Source organism: Cardinium endosymbiont cEper1 of Encarsia pergandiella (assembly GCF_000304455.1).
GTDB lineage: Bacteria > Bacteroidota > Bacteroidia > Cytophagales > Amoebophilaceae > Cardinium.
The window spans coordinates 187,326-204,553 of the sequence record NC_018605.1 but is presented as its reverse complement, the minus strand read 5'-3'; the positions used below and the strand labels follow the sequence as shown (position 1 = coordinate 204,553).

The window sequence follows — 17,228 nt, the reverse complement described above, 5'->3', positions numbered from 1 at the left end:
TTGGTCAAAGCCTAAGAAGGATGATCCAAGGCAGCTTTTAATAACGTATTAGCCAGTGGTGCGTTGGCTTTTCCTTGACTATTTTTCATAATTTCCCCCATAAACATGGCCAGTAGCCCTGACTTTCCATTTTTGTAAGCTATTACTTTTTCTGGGTGCGCTGCTAATACCTCTGCAATAAGTGCTTTTAAGTTGGCCTCATCATTATCCTGTATCAGGTCTAGTTCCTCTGCAACTGCCATAGGCGTTATATCAGACTGTTGCAATAACAAAGGAAAGATTTGATTGGCCGCAATCGAAAAATGGACCATACCACTTTCTACCAATGTGATGAGTGCAACGAAACGGTCAACGGTAAGGGGCAATTCTTCCAATGGAAGCGACTGCTCATTAAGATAACCTTTTATAGGCCCCAATAACCAATTGGCTGCAGCCGTATAATGGTTAGTATGTTGACATAGTTCATCAAAGAATATGGCAAATGCTTTGTGCTCGGTAAGTACCGAAGCAGCATAATCAGAAAGACCGTATACCTCTCTAAATTTTTTAAAATAAGCTCTTGGCAACAAAGGCATCGTCTTGCGAATGCTTTCTATCCATTCTTTTGAAACCCATATAGGAGGGATGTCTGGTTCTGGAAAATAACGGTACTCACTGGCTGTTTCTTTGGCACGTAGGCTAATCGTTTCACCTGAAGCAACTTGAAAGTTTCGAGTCTCCGCTATCACTGGCTCACCCTTTTCTAACACCTCTATTTGACGTTCTATTTCATGGGCTATGGCAAGCTGAACATTACGCATAGAGTTCATATTTTTAACCTCTACTCTAGTGCCCAGTTGTTTAGATCCCTTGCGGGCTACTGAAATATTGGCATCACAACGTAAAGAAGCTTCTTCCATATTGCCATCACAGATATCTAAATACCGGACCAATTTTCGAATTTCATATAAAAACTGATAGGCTTCTTCTCCTGTTGTAATGGCTGGAGCGGTTACCAATTCTAATAAAGGCGTCCCTGCTCGATTATAATCCAACAAAGTAACCTCGTCAACCACACCATGTATAGATTTACCAGTGTCTTCTTCTAGGTGCATCCGTATAAGTGGAATGCTTTTCTCTATGCCTTCATTGGTATAAATGGTTACAAATCCACCTTGGCAAATTGGAGTAGTATCTTGTGTGATTTGAAAGCCCTTGGGTAAATCTGGATAGAAATAGCTTTTTCTAGAAAAAAAGTTTAAATCTGTAATCGTTGCACCACATGCCAACCCTAATTTTATAGCGTAGTCAAATGCTTTTTTATTTACTCTAGGCAATGTACCGGGATAGGCCAAAGTAATGGGACTAAGGTTGGTATTAGGAAGGGCACCATATTCAGCTCTATCTGAGGAAAACATTTTACTATGGGTGAGCAATTGAATGTGGATTTCCAGTCCAATCACTACTTGATACGGATCTTTGATGGTTTCATGCATAAGTTTATTATATGGTTTGATAGCTGTATGGCCATCTGAATCTATCAATTATTTTGCTTACAAAGTATAGGATAGCATCTATCCGCAATGATCGCATGATTTTTTACCAATGCTATTTTTTATTCCTTAGCATATGGGGTATGATCGATGGGTAGATGATACAAGTTATTCATAACGTTTTAGTTCAAATTTTTCTCCAAGATAAAGCCTACGCACCTGTTCATCTTCTGCCAATTCTTCTGCAGTGCCTGCTTTAAGCAATGCGCCAGCAAACATTAAGTAAGCTCTATTCGTAATGGAAAGCGTTTCATCTACGTTATGATCTGTAATCAACACGCCAATATTATTATGCTTAAGCTGGGCGATAAGCAGCTGGATTTCTTCTACAGCGATAGGGTCTACACCTGCAAAAGGCTCATCCAGTAAGACAAATTTAGGATCAGTAGCCAACGCTCTAGCTATTTCTGTACGACGCCGTTCCCCTCCAGAAAGTACATTACCTTTACTTTTCCGTATATGCATAATGCTAAACTCTTCCAATAAACTTTCTAATTTTTCTTTCCGTTCCTGTTTAGAAAGCTTACGCATTTCCAATATAGCCATGATATTTTCCTCTACCGTTAATTCTCTAAAGACAGAGGCCTCCTGGGGTAAATAACTAATACCTTTTTGGGCACGTTTATATAAAGGCAACGGGGTAATACATGTTTGATCTAAATAAATGTTACCACTATTGGGCTTTATAAGCCCAACCGTCATATAGAAAGTAGTGGTTTTCCCTGCCCCATTGGGCCCCAGTAAACCTACGACTTCACCAGACTCAACGGTCAGTGAGACGCCTTTTACTACTTTTCGTCCTTTATATGCTTTGATTAGTGAATCTGCGCGAAGTTGCATAAAAAATTTTGTATTAAATGATGGGATACCCTTTTAGATTGCGTTCCACCCTTATACAGATTAAAATTAAGAGAGGCTTAAAAAGCAAAGGCTGCATCGCATCATTTGTTGCGATGATGGCATAAAAGTGGATCGATCTGCCCATTACCCATCCCAATAAATTTATAAGAAAATATCCATTTTATTACTATCTACGTGGCGTGCTTCATGGGGAATGAGGCTAAAAAAGCATATATTTGACTCAAAATCTAAAATAAGCTTTCTGGTCAGTAGGTCTTTCCTACATTTATAGTTTAGCGCATACATATAATTATCCATACTGCATTGCAATTTTCGGTAATACATGAAGATCAGCATTCCAAAGCTAGAGCAGGGCTGATCACCACTAGTAAAGGGATCATTCGTACACCTATCTTTATGCCGGTAGGTACGATAGGATCGGTAAAATCTATTCCACAGGGCGTACTGCGCGACCAAATCAATGCAGATATCATCCTAGGCAATACCTATCACCTCTATCTACGTCCAGGTACTAAAGTATTGGATGCAGCAGGAGGGCTCCACACCTTTATGGGATGGCATCGACCGATATTAACCGACAGTGGAGGCTATCAAGTCTACTCTCTAGCAGATCGTCGTCAGCTGACAGAAGCAGGGGTTACCTTTCGTTCCCATATAGATGGTTCTCGCCATTTATTTACACCAGAACTTGTAGTAGATATTCAAAGAAGCATTGGTTCCGATATCATGATGGTACTAGATGAATGCACCCCTTACCCTTGTAGCTACCACTACGCAAAGGCTTCTATGGAACGTACCCATCGCTGGCTCAAAAGGGGCATAAATTATTTTGATGCTACCTTAACGAATCAACATGCCCATCAAGCACTTTTTCCAATTGTGCAAGGTAGTATCTATAAAGACTTACGGATCCAATCCGCTGAAACCATAGCTGCAGCAGACAGGCCTGGTAATGCCATAGGAGGCGTATGTCATCCTGATGGGCAACTGTATGAAATTACAGAGCTGGTTTGTTCTATTTTACCTAGGTCTAAGCCGCGTTATTTAATGGGGGTTGGTACACCCTTGGACCTTTTAGAGTGCATTGCCTTAGGTGTAGATATGTTTGACTGTATAATGCCTACTCGAAATGGACGCAATGGTACGCTATTTACCACACAGGGTATCTTAAACATTAGAAATAAAAAATGGGCATATGACTTTAGCCCTATAGATGGCGCATTAGGTGGACCAGTTAGTGGCTATTATTCAAAAGCTTACCTGCGCCACTTGATCACCTCTAAAGAATTATTGGGTGCGCAATTGGCCAGTGTCCATAATTTAACTTTTTACCTATGGTTGGTGCGTCAAGCTAGAGAGCAGATTCAGCAGAATAGCTTTGTTGCATGGAAAAACCATATAGTTAAAACCATCATGGCAAAAATCTAATTAAAATGAAGCTACTAGATCGGTACATTTTTAAAAAGTTTTTTTCTGCTTTTTGGGTGATTCTTACCATCTTTATCTCAGTTTTTATCGTTATTCACCTAGTGGAGAATATAAGTAATTTTAAAAAGCATCACCTTTCTTTTCAGGCAGTATTCAACTACTACTGTGTACTGGCGCTTTATTTAGTGAATCTTGTAGCCCCTCTAATTGTCTTTGCTACCACTATATGGTGTACGACTAGGCTGGTAAAACGATCAGAAATTATTGCGCTATTAAGCGGTGGGATTAGTTTGCATCGCATCATAAGACCTTATATCATTATTGCTTGTTTACTTACTGGAGCCAATTTTTATCTTATAGGTTGGTTATTGGCCAATGTGAATAAAGCGCGTGTTCGGTTTGAAACAGAATATCTCGACATGGGCGGCATGGGTAGTTTGCCTCAGTCAGACTATATACAGCTCAAGGTGGGCGCTGATCAATACCTACACATTGGCAAGTACCATGGTTACAGTAATACGGGATATGATATCAGCTTAGACACTTTTAAAAATAACATGCTGATCGAGCGCCTATCTGCTGAAAAAATGGGATGGAATGGAAAAGATCAAACATGGATTATACAATCTTGGCAAAAACGTATCTTTTTTCCAAGACATGAAGAGATTATCACAGGAGACAAGCTAACCATTTCCTTAGCAGTCCATCCAGAAGATTTTTCCATTAACCCCAACTTAAAGGATAGCTTGACCCTTTCTGAATTGGCAAAACATATTCAAAAATTGATCTACAAGGGTAGTGCAACTGTACGTTTTTTCATAGCCGAGCAACATATTCGCTATATGACACCCTTTGCCATTCTCATTCTTATTGTATTGGGTTTTTTAATAGCATTACATAAGCCCAGGGAAGGGGTAGGCGGACGCATTACGTTGGGCATTATACTGGGTTGCTTTTATATAGTCCTGTTTTTATCTGCTAAAATTGTAGCCGAGACACAAAGTGAACACCCACTATTGGACATATGGTTGCCTAATATTATTTTCTCTGTTTTATGTATCATCTTTTATCGACTTGTATCCAAATAAACTACCCTTCTTCAGTCTATTACTGACATACCCACCATTCGATATAGACCATATTCTGCTTTTTTTACCTTAAAAGCCTGTTCTATTAAATCAATTTCTATTTTTTGAGTAGCTTCTTCCGCTTCATGCAGTTCAAGTAGTTTTAACCGATTCAGACGATACTTTTCTCTTACAAAAGTCAATTTTTGTTTGCTTATTTTTAGTTGTGATTCTACTACTTTGTATGCACCTAAAGCATGATGGTATTGCCACTTTTTATCTTCTAGACTAGCTTCTATAGCTAGTTTTTTTTGTGTTAACGCAACTTTTGCATTATGTAATGCGATCTTTTCTTTTTTAACCGTTACAGGCATTAACAATAAGGTAGCTATATCAATACTAATGCCAATACCCGCAATGTATTGACTAGGTGAATCATCCCGAGACCATCTTTTATCTTTTAAATCATATAAGTAGCCATTTGAGCAAAAACTATTGAACAGATTTACACAAGCAAGTGGATAGGCTTTGGCCCTACTTAAATTGGTAGCGGCTATGATTACTTTTTTTTCTTGTATGGCAGTCTCTAAATCAACTATTTTTTCTTTTCTAACAGCCTTTATATCCCATATAGGTTGAATGGAAATATTGGATTGCACCCATGTTGCCGCATTAAGCGGCTTACCAACCATTATATTGAAACTGCTGCGTTTTTCTTTCAACATTTCTTGCCGCTCTAATAAGGTTAATTTTACCTTTTTAAGGGCTAGTTGTGCATCCAAACAATCTATTTGGGAAATAAGTCCCACCCGTAATTTTTCTTCCTCTGTTTTCAATGTAGTTGTTGCTAGCTTGATCAGATTATTCGATAATTCCCACTTTCTTTGTGCCAAGGCTAATGCATAATAGGCATAAATGACTTCCTGTAATTCGGTTTCCACTGATTTCTTTGCAACCAGTTTGTAAACAGCATTATTTTGACCAGCTATTTTAGCCTGAAAAATTTTATCAAACAGTGATGCAAGGCGCCATTCTACTCTAAAAATAGGTCTAGATTGAATTGTATATATGGGATCTTTTGATTCCCACGTGTTTACTTGGTCAATCTTTACAGTTATTTTAGGTACCCATAAAGAAAATTGGTCTATCTTGGTCGAAAGAATGTTTTGCTTTTTTGTATTTTCAGCCATCTGAATATTCAAATTGTTTTTTAAGGCCATATCTATGGCTTCTTCTAAACTTATTGGCTTGTCTTTCGCTTCTACAACATCATAGGCCAAAATTGCGATCGTGCACATCATACTGAATCGTATAATCAATTTTTGAATCACCGCCATTTTTAGTAAAATTTTTATTAAATAATTTTTCCATCTATAATTTCTTGGATACTATTACATTGTCGTGCTACCTGTAGAGAATGTGTGACAATAAGAATGGTATTCCCTTCTCTATTCATTTCCTTTAGCAAGGCCATGATTTCATGCGCTGTACGGCTATCTAAGGCGCCCGTTGGTTCATCTGCTAAAATTAAAGGAGGATCGGTTACCAGTGCACGTGCAATCGCTACCCTTTGTTGTTGACCACCTGACAATGCATTTGGCTTATTTTGGGCATGGGGAGACAAGCCAACTCGATCTAGCATAGCCCATGCACGTTTGTACCGTTCTTTTCTTTCTATACCCTGGTAATAAAGCGGTAGCGCTACATTTTCTAAGGCCGTTTTAAAAGGAATTAAATGAAACCGTTGAAAGATAAAGCCAATTAATTCGCTTCTATATCTACTAGCTTCTTGGTTAGACAGATTTTTTATATGGACGCCATTAAGATGGTAATCTCCATCGTCATAATGATCTAGTATGCCGATAATGTTCAACAAGGTAGACTTCCCTGCACCAGATTGCCCCATTAAAGCAACTAAGTCTCCTTTTTCAAGGTAGAAATTTATGCCATTTAACACATTTCTAGTAACCGTACCATTTTGGTAGCATTTATATAAATCTTGAATCTGAATCATGCTACGTTTCTACAATTAATTGATCTGCTTCTGTAAGGCCTTCTTTTATTTCAACATAGAGCCCATCTGATAGCCCTAATACTACATTTTTGGGAACCATTTTACCGTCATGCAAACATTTTACAAAACAGTCCTTTCCTTTCATTTGAATTACGCTTTCTGGAACAGCCAGGACATTGTCTACTTGTCCAACTACTACCTCTGCGACTGCTAAATAACCTGCCCGTAAGGTAATTTTTGACTTTTTAGGCTGCTGCACCAGTCCTTCTATTGCAAATTTAATTTCTCCATTTTTTAATCGCTCTTCACTTGCTTTTGGTGCAATTTTAGTTAACGTAACTTGTAATTTTGCTTCATTAAAGGCATTTAATGAAGCTGTAAAGGTCATCCCTTTGGTTAAATCGGCCACATCTAATTCACTTACTTGAGCTGAAAACAAAAAATGATCCATATCACCAATAACTGCCACTGTAGTACCACGTGCATTGCCACTCGTGGCCTGTACCATACTACCTTCCTTAGCCGGTAAGGCTAAAATAGTTCCTTTTGTAGTAGCCTTAATGAGGTTGGCATTTGCTCCTTTTGCATGAGTATAGCCTTTTTGGGTGATTTGCAATGTTTTCTCTGCTAAAGCAAATGCTTCTTTGGTTTGTTCCCAGGATGCCAAATCTGCTTCATAAGCTTCTTTGGCTAGCATCTTTTTAGTGAAAAGGTGTTTACTTCTTAAGTATTTCCCTCTGGCTTGATTTAGGTTAATAGAGGCCACACGCAACTTGCTAGCTGCCTCCTCAATCTCTTTTGGATTCGGCTGTATTTTAATACGCGCAATATTCCTACCTTGTTGCACATAACCCCCCACTTCTACCCATAATTTATCTACAATACCTGTAAGATGCGTTTCTAAATTAATTTCTTTATGAGGTATAAGGGTACCGGAAAAAATTTTTTTTCGAATAATCGTTCTGCGCGTAGGCTGTGTGGTTTTAAAAGTTACTTGATGGAACTTGCTCCATTTGACTTTATAGACCCTAGAATAAGCCAAAACGCCCCCAGCTATAAGACCAGTGGTTAAAATAAATTTAGTGATTGTACGCATTTTTATTCATTATTTAAAGCATCTATTGGCTTAATGTATAATGCTCTTTTTGCAGGGATAATGCCGGCTAGACAACCAGACAATATCAAAACAATTAAGGCAGATACAACCATAGAAAAGTGAAATTCAAAATGAGCGATCCCATGTTTTTCGATGATAGGCAATAGATAGGTATTCATCCACTGGAGCATGCTTATACCGATCCCTAGTCCTAAGACACCAGAAATGAAGTTAATGATTATCGATTCTAATAAAATTAAGTCCATAATATCGCTTGATTGAGCACCCATCACTTTCCGAATGGCCAATTCTTGTGTACGCTCCTTTACGACCACACGCATCATATTACCTATTCCTACCACTCCACTGACTAAAAAACAGAGACCAAGGAACCAAATAAATCCTTGCATCACTACAAAGAGTATTTGGAAAGGCCTGGCTTCTTTAGATAGATGTCTTATGTACAGTGCTTGTTTATCTTGCGCTTCAAAATTGAGCCGCCTAGCCAAATAAGCCCGAATTTTTTTTTCTACCTTTATAGGATTTTGTTTGGGCGCTAAAGTTGACATCATGCAATCAATACTTTCCCCATTACGCGGAAACAATGCTTTAAATAGGCTGCTTGGGATAATGACCCGATGGTCATCTTGACCAGCAGTTGCTTCTAATACGCCAATCACAGAGAAGGTAGTGCCATCTATTGTGACAAAGGTTCGAGTTGCTGATTGGCTCCCAAACATTTTCGTTTTCATTTTAAAACCTAGTACGCAGACTGGAAGTTTTTGTATTCCATCACGTTCAGTAAAAAAGCGCCCCTCTACCAGTTCCAAATGTTTCATTTTTTCATAACCCACACGGACCCCTAATATATTACTTTTATGTGCAGCTTGCCCATATATAACCGAACAATCGGTTGCAAATAGAGGCATGATGTGTTCAAAAACATTCAAATGAAGGGCTAGATCGTCTGTTAGTCGTTCGGTTAGATGGATGGTACCAGTTGATCTATGGCCTCCATAAATGGAGATGACTTGGCTACTATAGCTTTGAAATTTTTTCACCATACCATTGTAAAATCCATTACCTGCTCCTTGTAAAAGCACTAAAATAAACATCGCCCACATTACACCAAATCCGGTAAAAGTGGTTCTCATTTTATGAGCTTTTAAGCTATGAAAAACCTCTAAAAAACTTTGATATCCAAACATATATATAAATATACAATCGGTTTAATCATTTACGATTCAATGCCTCTACAGGCTTTATCTTTACCGCTCTGATGGCTGGTACAATGGCAGCTAAGGAGCTGCTTAAACTAATTAATCCCAATCCCATAAATATTGACTCAGGCGAACAGGTTAAAGTAGATAGGTAATAGGGTTGACATAATGGAACGACCCATTGATTTAACAACTGCATAACAGAAAAACTTGCTGTAAATCCAATCATACCCGCTACAAAGGTTACCATAATGGTTTCACATAAAACCATCAACACAATTTCTGTAGAGCGACTACCCAATATCCTTCGAATAGCCAGCTCTTGTGTTCTTTCTTGAACGGTCACAAGCATCATATTGCTAATGCCTACCATACCGGTTAGGAGCAGACATATACCTATAATTGCATTAAAAATAGCTAGATTTTTAAAAAAATTATGAAATTTATTGGCATGTTTGGTAAGACTAAACACACCGAGTCCTTTTGTATTGTGCACGTCAAAATTTAAGTGGCGGCCAAAATAAGAACGAAATTGTGCTTCTACTATCTCTTCACGAGCCGTTGGTACCAGGGTGAGACGAATAGAATCTACATTATGGCTATACCTAGGAAATATTTGTTTAAACAAACCATTAGTCAGCAATACTGCATTAGATTCATTATACATTCCATTAAATGCATCTAGTACACCCACTACTTGTAGGCCCATATCTCCCAAAAAAATGTATTTCCCAATAGCAGAGGTTGCACCAAATAATTTTTCCTTAATGTTTATGCCAATCACGCAAATATTATGTACAGCTACTGCGTCACGTCGAGAAAAAAAACGTCCCTCCTGGATCGGCAAATGGGTTAACAAAGCATAGGAAGGATCACATCCCCAAAGCCATGCGTTAACCTTTTGGGAGGCATATTTTACGGGACTGTTACACCCTAACATAGGACTAATCTGCTGAATCGTAGGGAAAGCTTTGGCGAAGTTTCCAACCATTGTAGTTGGAATAGGGTGATGATTACCAGCGGTGCTACCGCCCCAAATGACCATCGTTTTCGTGCCATACTTTGCAAATGCATTGGAAACACCATGGTGAAATCCATTGCCCACACCCAATATCAATACCAGTATAAAAATAGCCCACCATATGCCAAAGCCCATAGAGAAGGTGCGGGATCTATGGGTGTTGAGGCTTTGTGCGGCCTCTCTTAAAGCATATAAAAGCATAAGATTCTACAATAGAGTAACCAAATAACCGATCAAATCTAATACAAAATGTATAAAAAACATAATTTATATAGATAGCTATAATCTATGGAATTTTAGGTTATTTCCATTGCGGAAAACCATATTATGGCATCAACTTTCCTCTGCTCTAGGATGGGCTTTTTTAAAAATTTCTTTTAATTTGGTCAGAGAATTGTGGGTATAGATTTGGGTAGCAGCCAAACTGGAATGGCCTAATAATTCTTTAATAGACTGTAAATCAGCCCCTTTATCCAACAAGTGTGTAGCAAAAGTATGGCGTAATATATGGGGACTATGTTGGCTAGCGCGTGTAGTAGGTGCCAAATATTTCTTTACTACTCGGTAAATAAACATAGGATAACAGGGTTGTCCCCGGTCGGTTACAATGAGCTGGGGGGTACAATGATAACCTATCCGCTCTTTTTCCACTATATAATCAGCGATCAACGGTGTAAGTGGCCGTGGGAAAGGAATAATTCGTTCTTTATCGCGCTTTCCTATTACCTTAACGGTTGCATCTCTAACGTTGATAGCCTTTTGGCAAAGGGCGATTAGTTCAGACAACCGCATACCTGTTCCATATAGCAGCTCTAAAATCAATCGATCCCGCAAACCGATAAAATGAATCGGAAAGGGCTCTTGGTCTAAAAAAGAAATCAGCTCCTTTTCTTGAAAAAAGATCGGTAACCTTTGTTTCCCTTTTAGGCTTTTAAGTGAGGCTGTCGGACAATCTATTATCAGGGATCTTTTTTGCAAAAAACTATAAAAACTACGTATTGCTGCCATTTTTCTATTGATAGAACGATGGGTAAGTCCTTCCTTGGCCAAAGACATGATCCAGTTACGCAAGTCATTCCCCGTTACTTCTGTAACTATTTTTTCAGGGATGTATCTAGAAAGGTGGCCTATAAATTGAATTAAGTCTGTTTGATAGGCCGTAACGGTATATGGACTTGCTCTTTTTTCTACTGTTAAATAGGTTACAAAAAGGGTAAGAAATGATTGATGATCCATAAATGCAAATCTAAAGCTTTAACAGGATAAACGGCTACTCATAAACCATCCTAAAATAATCAAAAAATACCCTATATACGACTCCATCTACCCGAATGGATAGGCTCGTATTTATTGAATATATAGTTACAACTACTGAAAATCAAACTAGATACCAGACTTATCCGTTGTTGCCATATAACATGCGATACTTATAGATGGATCTTAATTTTTTCGCTTTTCTGCTTACAGTAGGTTTCGTATAGGCCATGCGTTGCCTCGCCTCTTTGAGTACGCCTACGCGTTCTACTTTTTTCTTAAATCTTTTAAGCGCCCTATCTATTGCTTCGTTTTCTTTTATTTCTACAACAATCATATTTTATTTAGTTTGTCATTAAAATGGGTACAGTATGGAAATTCAACTACAAATCTACTCTAAAAATAGAGCAAGCACAAGGTTATTTTGATAAAATAGACTATTATTAAAGTTTACCCCCTATTCTCATGAATTGTATGGGTTGATATATGAAGAAGCATGTCCATTGCATGCAGTTTTAGAGAACTACCATATCTTTTTGCCATGTCGCATCTTTAAAAAAACTATGTCTATCAACTTTTTTTAATTTATGCGGGAATGTTTGGTTAATCCGTTGGAGTTAACCTTCAGATATAATGATATCAAACTAATTTTTTCTGTATTATATCCTTTTGCACCTCCAACAAAAGGTTATTATCACTTAACTACTTGTTTATGTTTCTGTATCATTTTTTGTCGATCGCTTTTAAACAAAAGAAACAAAAATGTTTGCTTAGAATTATTCATTATATATGCTTTACATTGCTTGGCTTTTTAAGCCATGCTAAGGAAGTTCAAAAAATAACAACACCTCATTTCAATATAGGATTTTGTAAAAGTGTAACCAGCTCGGCGGAGCATATAGCGAACACCTTAGAAACCATATATAAACCTGTTTGTAAAACATTGGGCGTATATCCCAGGCCTATTCGTTTATGGATCGATAACCAATCTACGGAGTGCAACGGATTCTTTACCAATATGCCAGTCCATATAAGGATGTATACTTTATATGCCCATGATCCTTATTTTATTGGCAATGAGGATTGGTTAAGTGTGTTGTGTATACATGAGTTTAGACATGCGGTACAACATAGTATTGAATACTATAGTACACCTTCTTGGCTCAAGCCCTTATATTTTTTCGGCAATTTGGTTAATTACTCCAGCGTCCCTCCTTTTTTCAGAGAAGGTGATGCAGTTGGTATAGAAACCGCACTTACAAAAAGTGGTCGAGGTCGCTTACCTGGATGGGAAAAGTTATATAAAGTTAACCTGCTAGAACGTGGCGCAGCTAGTTTTGGAAGGCAAATATTTGGCTCATTGAAACATGAGATAACATCTGAGTATCACATAGGTTATTACTTTACTACACATATCCGAAGAAATTATGGTCCAAATGCCATCAAATCTATTTTTGAAAAAACCCTTCAAGGGATACCTTTTTTTGGATTTTACCATGCCATAAAAAAGGTTACTAAAAAGTCAATACTCCAAGTGTACAGTGATATGAATCAAGAATTATTGGTTGGTTGGCAAAAACAGTTAGAAGGTCTAAAAATTACGCCTGCTACCCAACTTACTTTTAAGAAAAAAGGAGATAGCTTCGATTATATGCAGCCATTTATTGACGCATCAGGTAACTTGATGGCCTGTAAAAGAGGTATAGGATTGCGTGATCAATTGGTACAGGTTACGGTTACCCCCTCTGAGCCGACCCTACCAAAGAATATAGTTACACCTTTTCGCAAAGATAAAACTATCTTTTACTTTATAAATATCAGTGATACATTTGTTCCATCTACTTTTGCGATCGGTCAAGGGTGCGCAGTTTGGCTAGAACCCTGTTCCCATCCTTGGAAAGGAAAACAGCAAACCATTCGGTTGCAACATTATGATTTTAAACAAAGAAAAAGACGAACCCTTGTGGCAAGCAGTAGGTATAATGCACTAGCTATGCGTCCTGATACCCGCCAACTGGTTGCGGTAGCATCTGATGAAGCCAGTAACCATTTTTTAGTGATCTTAGAAACAAAGTCTGGTAAAATCGTTAAAAAAATAGATAATCCGGATAATGGTTATTATTTAACGCCTAGTTGGTCTGGTGTGTCAGACATAGTAGTGGTAACAACCAAAGACCAAAAAAATAGTATTGTACGCATCAATGCGGATACAGGTAAAACAGAAATACTCTTGCCTTACACCTACGAGCATAGAAGTTATCCTAAACTATATAAAAACTATTTACTCTATAACAGTTCCTACAATGGCATTGATAATATTTATGCGATCCATTTACCTACCCAAGCTTGTTTTCAAGTTACTTCAAGAAAATATGGAGCCTATTTGGGAATGGTAGACCCTGTAACCAATCAACTTATTTTCAGTGACTATACTAAAAATGGTATGGAAATAGCCGTCATGCCTTTTGATCCTCTTTTGTGGACACCTCTAAAAGAGGTAGAGGATAGGTCTCTAGCTTACTACGAACCATTAGTTCTACAAGAAGAGAATGGTGATATTTTGGAAAAAGTGCCCAACCATCAATATCCGCTTACTAAATACCGTTTTGGAATAGATAATATTGGCTATAAGGGCATAAATTTAGCACCCAATTGGGATAATAAGTCGCTAGACATCGTGCCTTTTACATTAGTAAACTTACAGGATAATCTGAAAGTTACCCCTTATTTTAGCCTAGTTATTAAACCTAAAAATCAATTTCCAACGACTAAAATAAGGTTGCAAGTAAAGTATAGAAGCTTTTATCCAATCTTTAACGTAAACATTACAGGTATGGTAGGTACTCGGGATAATACAAACAAAAATTCATTGTATGTTTATGATCTAAAGCGAAAAACAGATCTATATTGGGCAACCACATTAAGGTTAGGCATCAGACTTCCTTATTACTTTACTTTAGGAAAGTGCTTCGGAAAAGCATCTTTAGGAGCTGTATTGAATTTAAATCAGCCTTTTGATAAAAAAGGATTTTATGACACAGACTACTTTTTTAAAATAAAAAATCACTCCATGCAAAGTAAAAGAGATAGATATCCACCCTGGATGCAACTATTTAATGTACAGTTTTCTAAATGTGGGGCTTTTTATAAAAATAATATTTTCTATGAAGATAAATGTGATTTTTATTTTGCATGCTATTTCCCAGGGATTCAGCACCACCACTATTTTATTTTTACTTTAAATCCAATTATTGAACTTGAAAGATTCAAAAATCTAAATAATAAGTGGCGTCACATGTTTAAAAACGTTAAGCTTAAATATGGTTTGCCCTTAGCCTATCCAGAGTGTGGCATACCACTCATTTGGTTTTTAAAGGATATATGGATAAATGGTTATTATTCATTAGCTACCAACCAAAATCCCGATACCTTTGGCCTAGAATTGAATGTTTTAAGTAGATTACTATCTAATAGAAATATTTATCCTATTCATATGTCTATAGATTTTCCTTGGTTTAAAAAGATAAATGATCAGTGGATTTTTAAGCTTGAAATGCCTCATTGGAGTATAAGCTTTAATCCTAAAGGTTGTTAATGGCTCCATCTACACAGTTAATTTTTTAGTAGCATCGTCACCAAAGCACAGGCCATTAGGTCATATACCAACTCCTTATCTGTTCAAATTTTGAATCGCTTAATCAGCGCTTCTATATTTACACTTGAATAGTTAAGTAGTGGTTACGCTGTGTTAATTTGTAATTACTTTCCAATCCAATATATAAAGTTAATCATTTGATTATTAGGTATTTCGTAAAATAAGTAAAAAATCCCCCTTTATTTTTGAAAAGTTTATTGGAAATTATAAAAAAGTACGTATCTTTGTTTCACAGCTGGTCAAAGTAGCGCAGCAACTGATAAAAAAGTAGTAGTTTAATTTTGGCTTAGCTTTAGTTCTTTGAAATAAATGTAGGTAAGAAGCTCATTTTAAACATGAGTAAGAGGAAATTGTGTAACTCAGAAAATCATTCTTAGTAATTATACTAATTATCTAAGAATACCGTTAATAAATAATAGAAAGAAGAGTTTGATCCTGGCTCAGGATGAACGCTAGCGGCAGGCCTCATACATGCAAGTCGAGGGGCAGCGAAACACTTCGGTGTTGTCGGCGACCGGCGAACGGGTGCGTAATGCGCATGCAATCTACTTTACACTGGGGAATAGCCTCCGGAAACGGGAATTAATACCCCATATAATCTTATTAACCCATGTTAAAAAGATAAAAGCTCCGGCGGTGTAAAATGAGCGTGCGTCCTATTAGCTAGTTGGTGAGGCAATGGCTCACCAAGGCTACGATGGGTAGGGGTTCTTAGTGGAAGATCCCCCACACTGGCACTGAGATACGGGCCAGACTCCTACGGGAGGCAGCAGTAGGGAATATTGGTCAATGGGCGCAAGCCTGAACCAGCCATGCCGCGTGCAGGATGAAAGCTCTCTGAGTTGTAAACTGCTTTTGTACAGGAGCAAAACAATCCCTGCGGGGATTCTTGAGAGTACTGTAAGAATAAGCACCGGCTAATTCCGTGCCAGCAGCCGCGGTAATACGGAAGGTGCAAGCGTTATCCGGTTTTATTGGGTTTAAAGGGTGCGTAGGCGGCTTATTAAGTCAGTTGTGAAATCCTAGTGCTTAACGCTAGAACTGCAATTGATACTATTAGGCTTGAGTTAAGAATAGGTAAGTAGAATTTATGGTGTAGTAGTGAAATGCTTAGATATCATAAGGAATACCAATAGCGTAGGCAGCTTACTGGTCTTTAACTGACGCTGAGGCACGAAAGCGTGGGGAGCAAACAGGATTAGATACCCTGGTAGTCCACGCCGTAAACGATGATCACTCGATATACATAAACTTTATGTGTGTCTAAGCGAAAGCGTTAAGTGATCCACCTGGGGAGTATACTCGCAAGGGTGAAACTCAAAGGAATTGACGGGGGTCCGCACAAGCGGTGGAGTATGTGGTTTAATTCGATAATACGCGAGGAACCTTACCTGGGCTAGAATGTATTTTGCTACTTTGAGAAATTAAAGGTTCCTTTGGGACAAAATACAAGGTGCTGCATGGCTGTCGTCAGCTCGTGCCGTGAGGTGTTGGGTTAAGTCCTATAACGAGCGAAACCCTTTTACTTAATTGCCAGCACGTAATGGTGGGAACTTTAAGTAGACTGCCCGTGTAAGCGGGAGGAAGGAGAGGATGAGGTCAAGTCATCATGGCCTTTATGCCCAGGGCTACACACGTACTACAATGGCATGTACAAAAGGAAGCTACTTGGTAACAAGATGCAAATCTCAAAAGCATGTCTCAGTTCGGATTGAGGTCTGCAATTCGACCTCATGAAGTTGGAATCGCTAGTAATCGCGTATCAGCAATGACGCGGTGAATACGTTCTCGGACCTTGTACACACCGCCCATCAAGCCATGGGAGTTGGTAGAGCTTGAAGACAGTGGCCGTAACAGGAGCTGTTTAGTGTTAGACCAGCGACTGGGGCTAAGTTGTAACAAGGTAGCCGTACCGGAAGGTGTGGCTGGAATATCTCTTTTATAGAGTAAAATGCAATTCCTCTCTTCTTACCGCATTTATTTTAAATAGTAGCTTTCCCTCTTTTTTGCCAACTTATTAGCTCTTCTCTAAATTTTATTTATTCAAGCTTTTGTTAAAATAAACTACTGAAAACCAACT

The 17,228-nt window shown here is 38.1% G+C and carries 13 protein-coding genes and 1 rRNA gene; 4 read left to right on the top strand and 10 right to left on the bottom strand.

Annotation, left to right across the window (positions count from 1 at the left end; translation table 11 throughout):
* Window positions 1-11: 11 nt before the first annotated feature.
* The 3 genes from gatB to AL022_RS04485 all read right to left on the bottom strand — a co-directional run bounded on the left by gatB (window position 12) and on the right by AL022_RS04485 (window position 2,690).
* Window positions 12-1,475, bottom strand: coding sequence for an Asp-tRNA(Asn)/Glu-tRNA(Gln) amidotransferase subunit GatB (gene gatB, locus AL022_RS00940; protein WP_041546198.1), 1,464 nt, complete (start codon window positions 1,473-1,475; stop codon window positions 12-14).
* Between the two features lie 165 nt (window positions 1,476-1,640).
* A complete protein-coding gene (gene lptB / locus AL022_RS00935) occupies window positions 1,641-2,372 on the bottom strand; it encodes an LPS export ABC transporter ATP-binding protein (protein WP_014934357.1) in 732 nt (243 codons plus the stop codon).
* A 162-nt stretch (window positions 2,373-2,534) separates the two neighbouring features.
* On the bottom strand, window positions 2,535-2,690 hold the full coding sequence (locus AL022_RS04485; protein ID WP_158309904.1) for a hypothetical protein: 156 nt from the start codon (window positions 2,688-2,690) through the stop codon (window positions 2,535-2,537).
* A gap of 6 nt (window positions 2,691-2,696) precedes the next feature.
* Between AL022_RS04485 and tgt the strand changes: the two genes are divergently transcribed.
* Both tgt and AL022_RS00925 read left to right on the top strand, forming a co-directional pair.
* The gene (gene tgt, locus AL022_RS00930; RefSeq protein ID WP_014934356.1) at window positions 2,697-3,821 is read left to right on the top strand and encodes a tRNA guanosine(34) transglycosylase Tgt; all 1,125 of its coding nucleotides are present in this window, start codon (window positions 2,697-2,699) and stop codon (window positions 3,819-3,821) included.
* A gap of 5 nt (window positions 3,822-3,826) precedes the next feature.
* Window positions 3,827-4,909 carry an LptF/LptG family permease gene (locus AL022_RS00925; RefSeq protein WP_014934355.1) on the top strand — a complete coding sequence of 361 codons (1,083 nt, stop codon included), beginning with the start codon at window positions 3,827-3,829 and terminating at the stop codon, window positions 4,907-4,909.
* 11 nt (window positions 4,910-4,920) lie between these two features.
* On the opposite strand, the gene AL022_RS00920 is transcribed toward AL022_RS00925, so the two are convergent.
* From AL022_RS00920 to rpsU, 7 genes are all read right to left on the bottom strand, one after another.
* Complete coding sequence (locus AL022_RS00920; RefSeq protein ID WP_158309903.1) at window positions 4,921-6,186, bottom strand: TolC family protein; 1,266 nt, start codon at window positions 6,184-6,186, stop codon at window positions 4,921-4,923.
* A 56-nt stretch (window positions 6,187-6,242) separates the two neighbouring features.
* Window positions 6,243-6,902, bottom strand: a complete 660-nt coding sequence (locus tag AL022_RS00915) for an ABC transporter ATP-binding protein (RefSeq protein ID WP_014934353.1) — start codon at window positions 6,900-6,902, stop codon at window positions 6,243-6,245.
* Window position 6,903: 1 nt separating this feature from the next.
* A complete protein-coding gene (locus AL022_RS00910) occupies window positions 6,904-7,998 on the bottom strand; it encodes an efflux RND transporter periplasmic adaptor subunit (RefSeq protein WP_014934352.1) in 1,095 nt (364 codons plus the stop codon).
* A gap of 2 nt (window positions 7,999-8,000) precedes the next feature.
* Window positions 8,001-9,152: an ABC transporter permease gene (locus AL022_RS00905; RefSeq protein WP_158309902.1), complete on the bottom strand. Its 1,152-nt coding sequence runs from the start codon at window positions 9,150-9,152 to the stop codon at window positions 8,001-8,003.
* Window positions 9,153-9,231: 79 nt separating this feature from the next.
* Window positions 9,232-10,440, bottom strand: a complete 1,209-nt coding sequence (locus AL022_RS00900; RefSeq protein WP_014934350.1) for an ABC transporter permease — start codon at window positions 10,438-10,440, stop codon at window positions 9,232-9,234.
* A gap of 132 nt (window positions 10,441-10,572) precedes the next feature.
* Window positions 10,573-11,475 (bottom strand): tyrosine-type recombinase/integrase, encoded by a 903-nt coding sequence (locus AL022_RS00895; protein WP_014934349.1) that lies wholly within the window; start codon window positions 11,473-11,475, stop codon window positions 10,573-10,575.
* Between the two features lie 160 nt (window positions 11,476-11,635).
* A complete protein-coding gene (rpsU, locus tag AL022_RS00890) occupies window positions 11,636-11,830 on the bottom strand; it encodes a 30S ribosomal protein S21 (RefSeq protein WP_014934348.1) in 195 nt (64 codons plus the stop codon).
* Between the two features lie 375 nt (window positions 11,831-12,205).
* Between rpsU and AL022_RS00885 the strand changes: the two genes are divergently transcribed.
* Together AL022_RS00885 and AL022_RS00880 are read left to right on the top strand one after the other, a co-directional pair.
* A complete protein-coding gene (locus tag AL022_RS00885) occupies window positions 12,206-15,088 on the top strand; it encodes a hypothetical protein (protein ID WP_014934347.1) in 2,883 nt (960 codons plus the stop codon).
* 477 nt (window positions 15,089-15,565) lie between these two features.
* Window positions 15,566-17,089 (top strand): 16S ribosomal RNA (locus AL022_RS00880).
* Window positions 17,090-17,228: the final 139 nt, after the last annotated feature.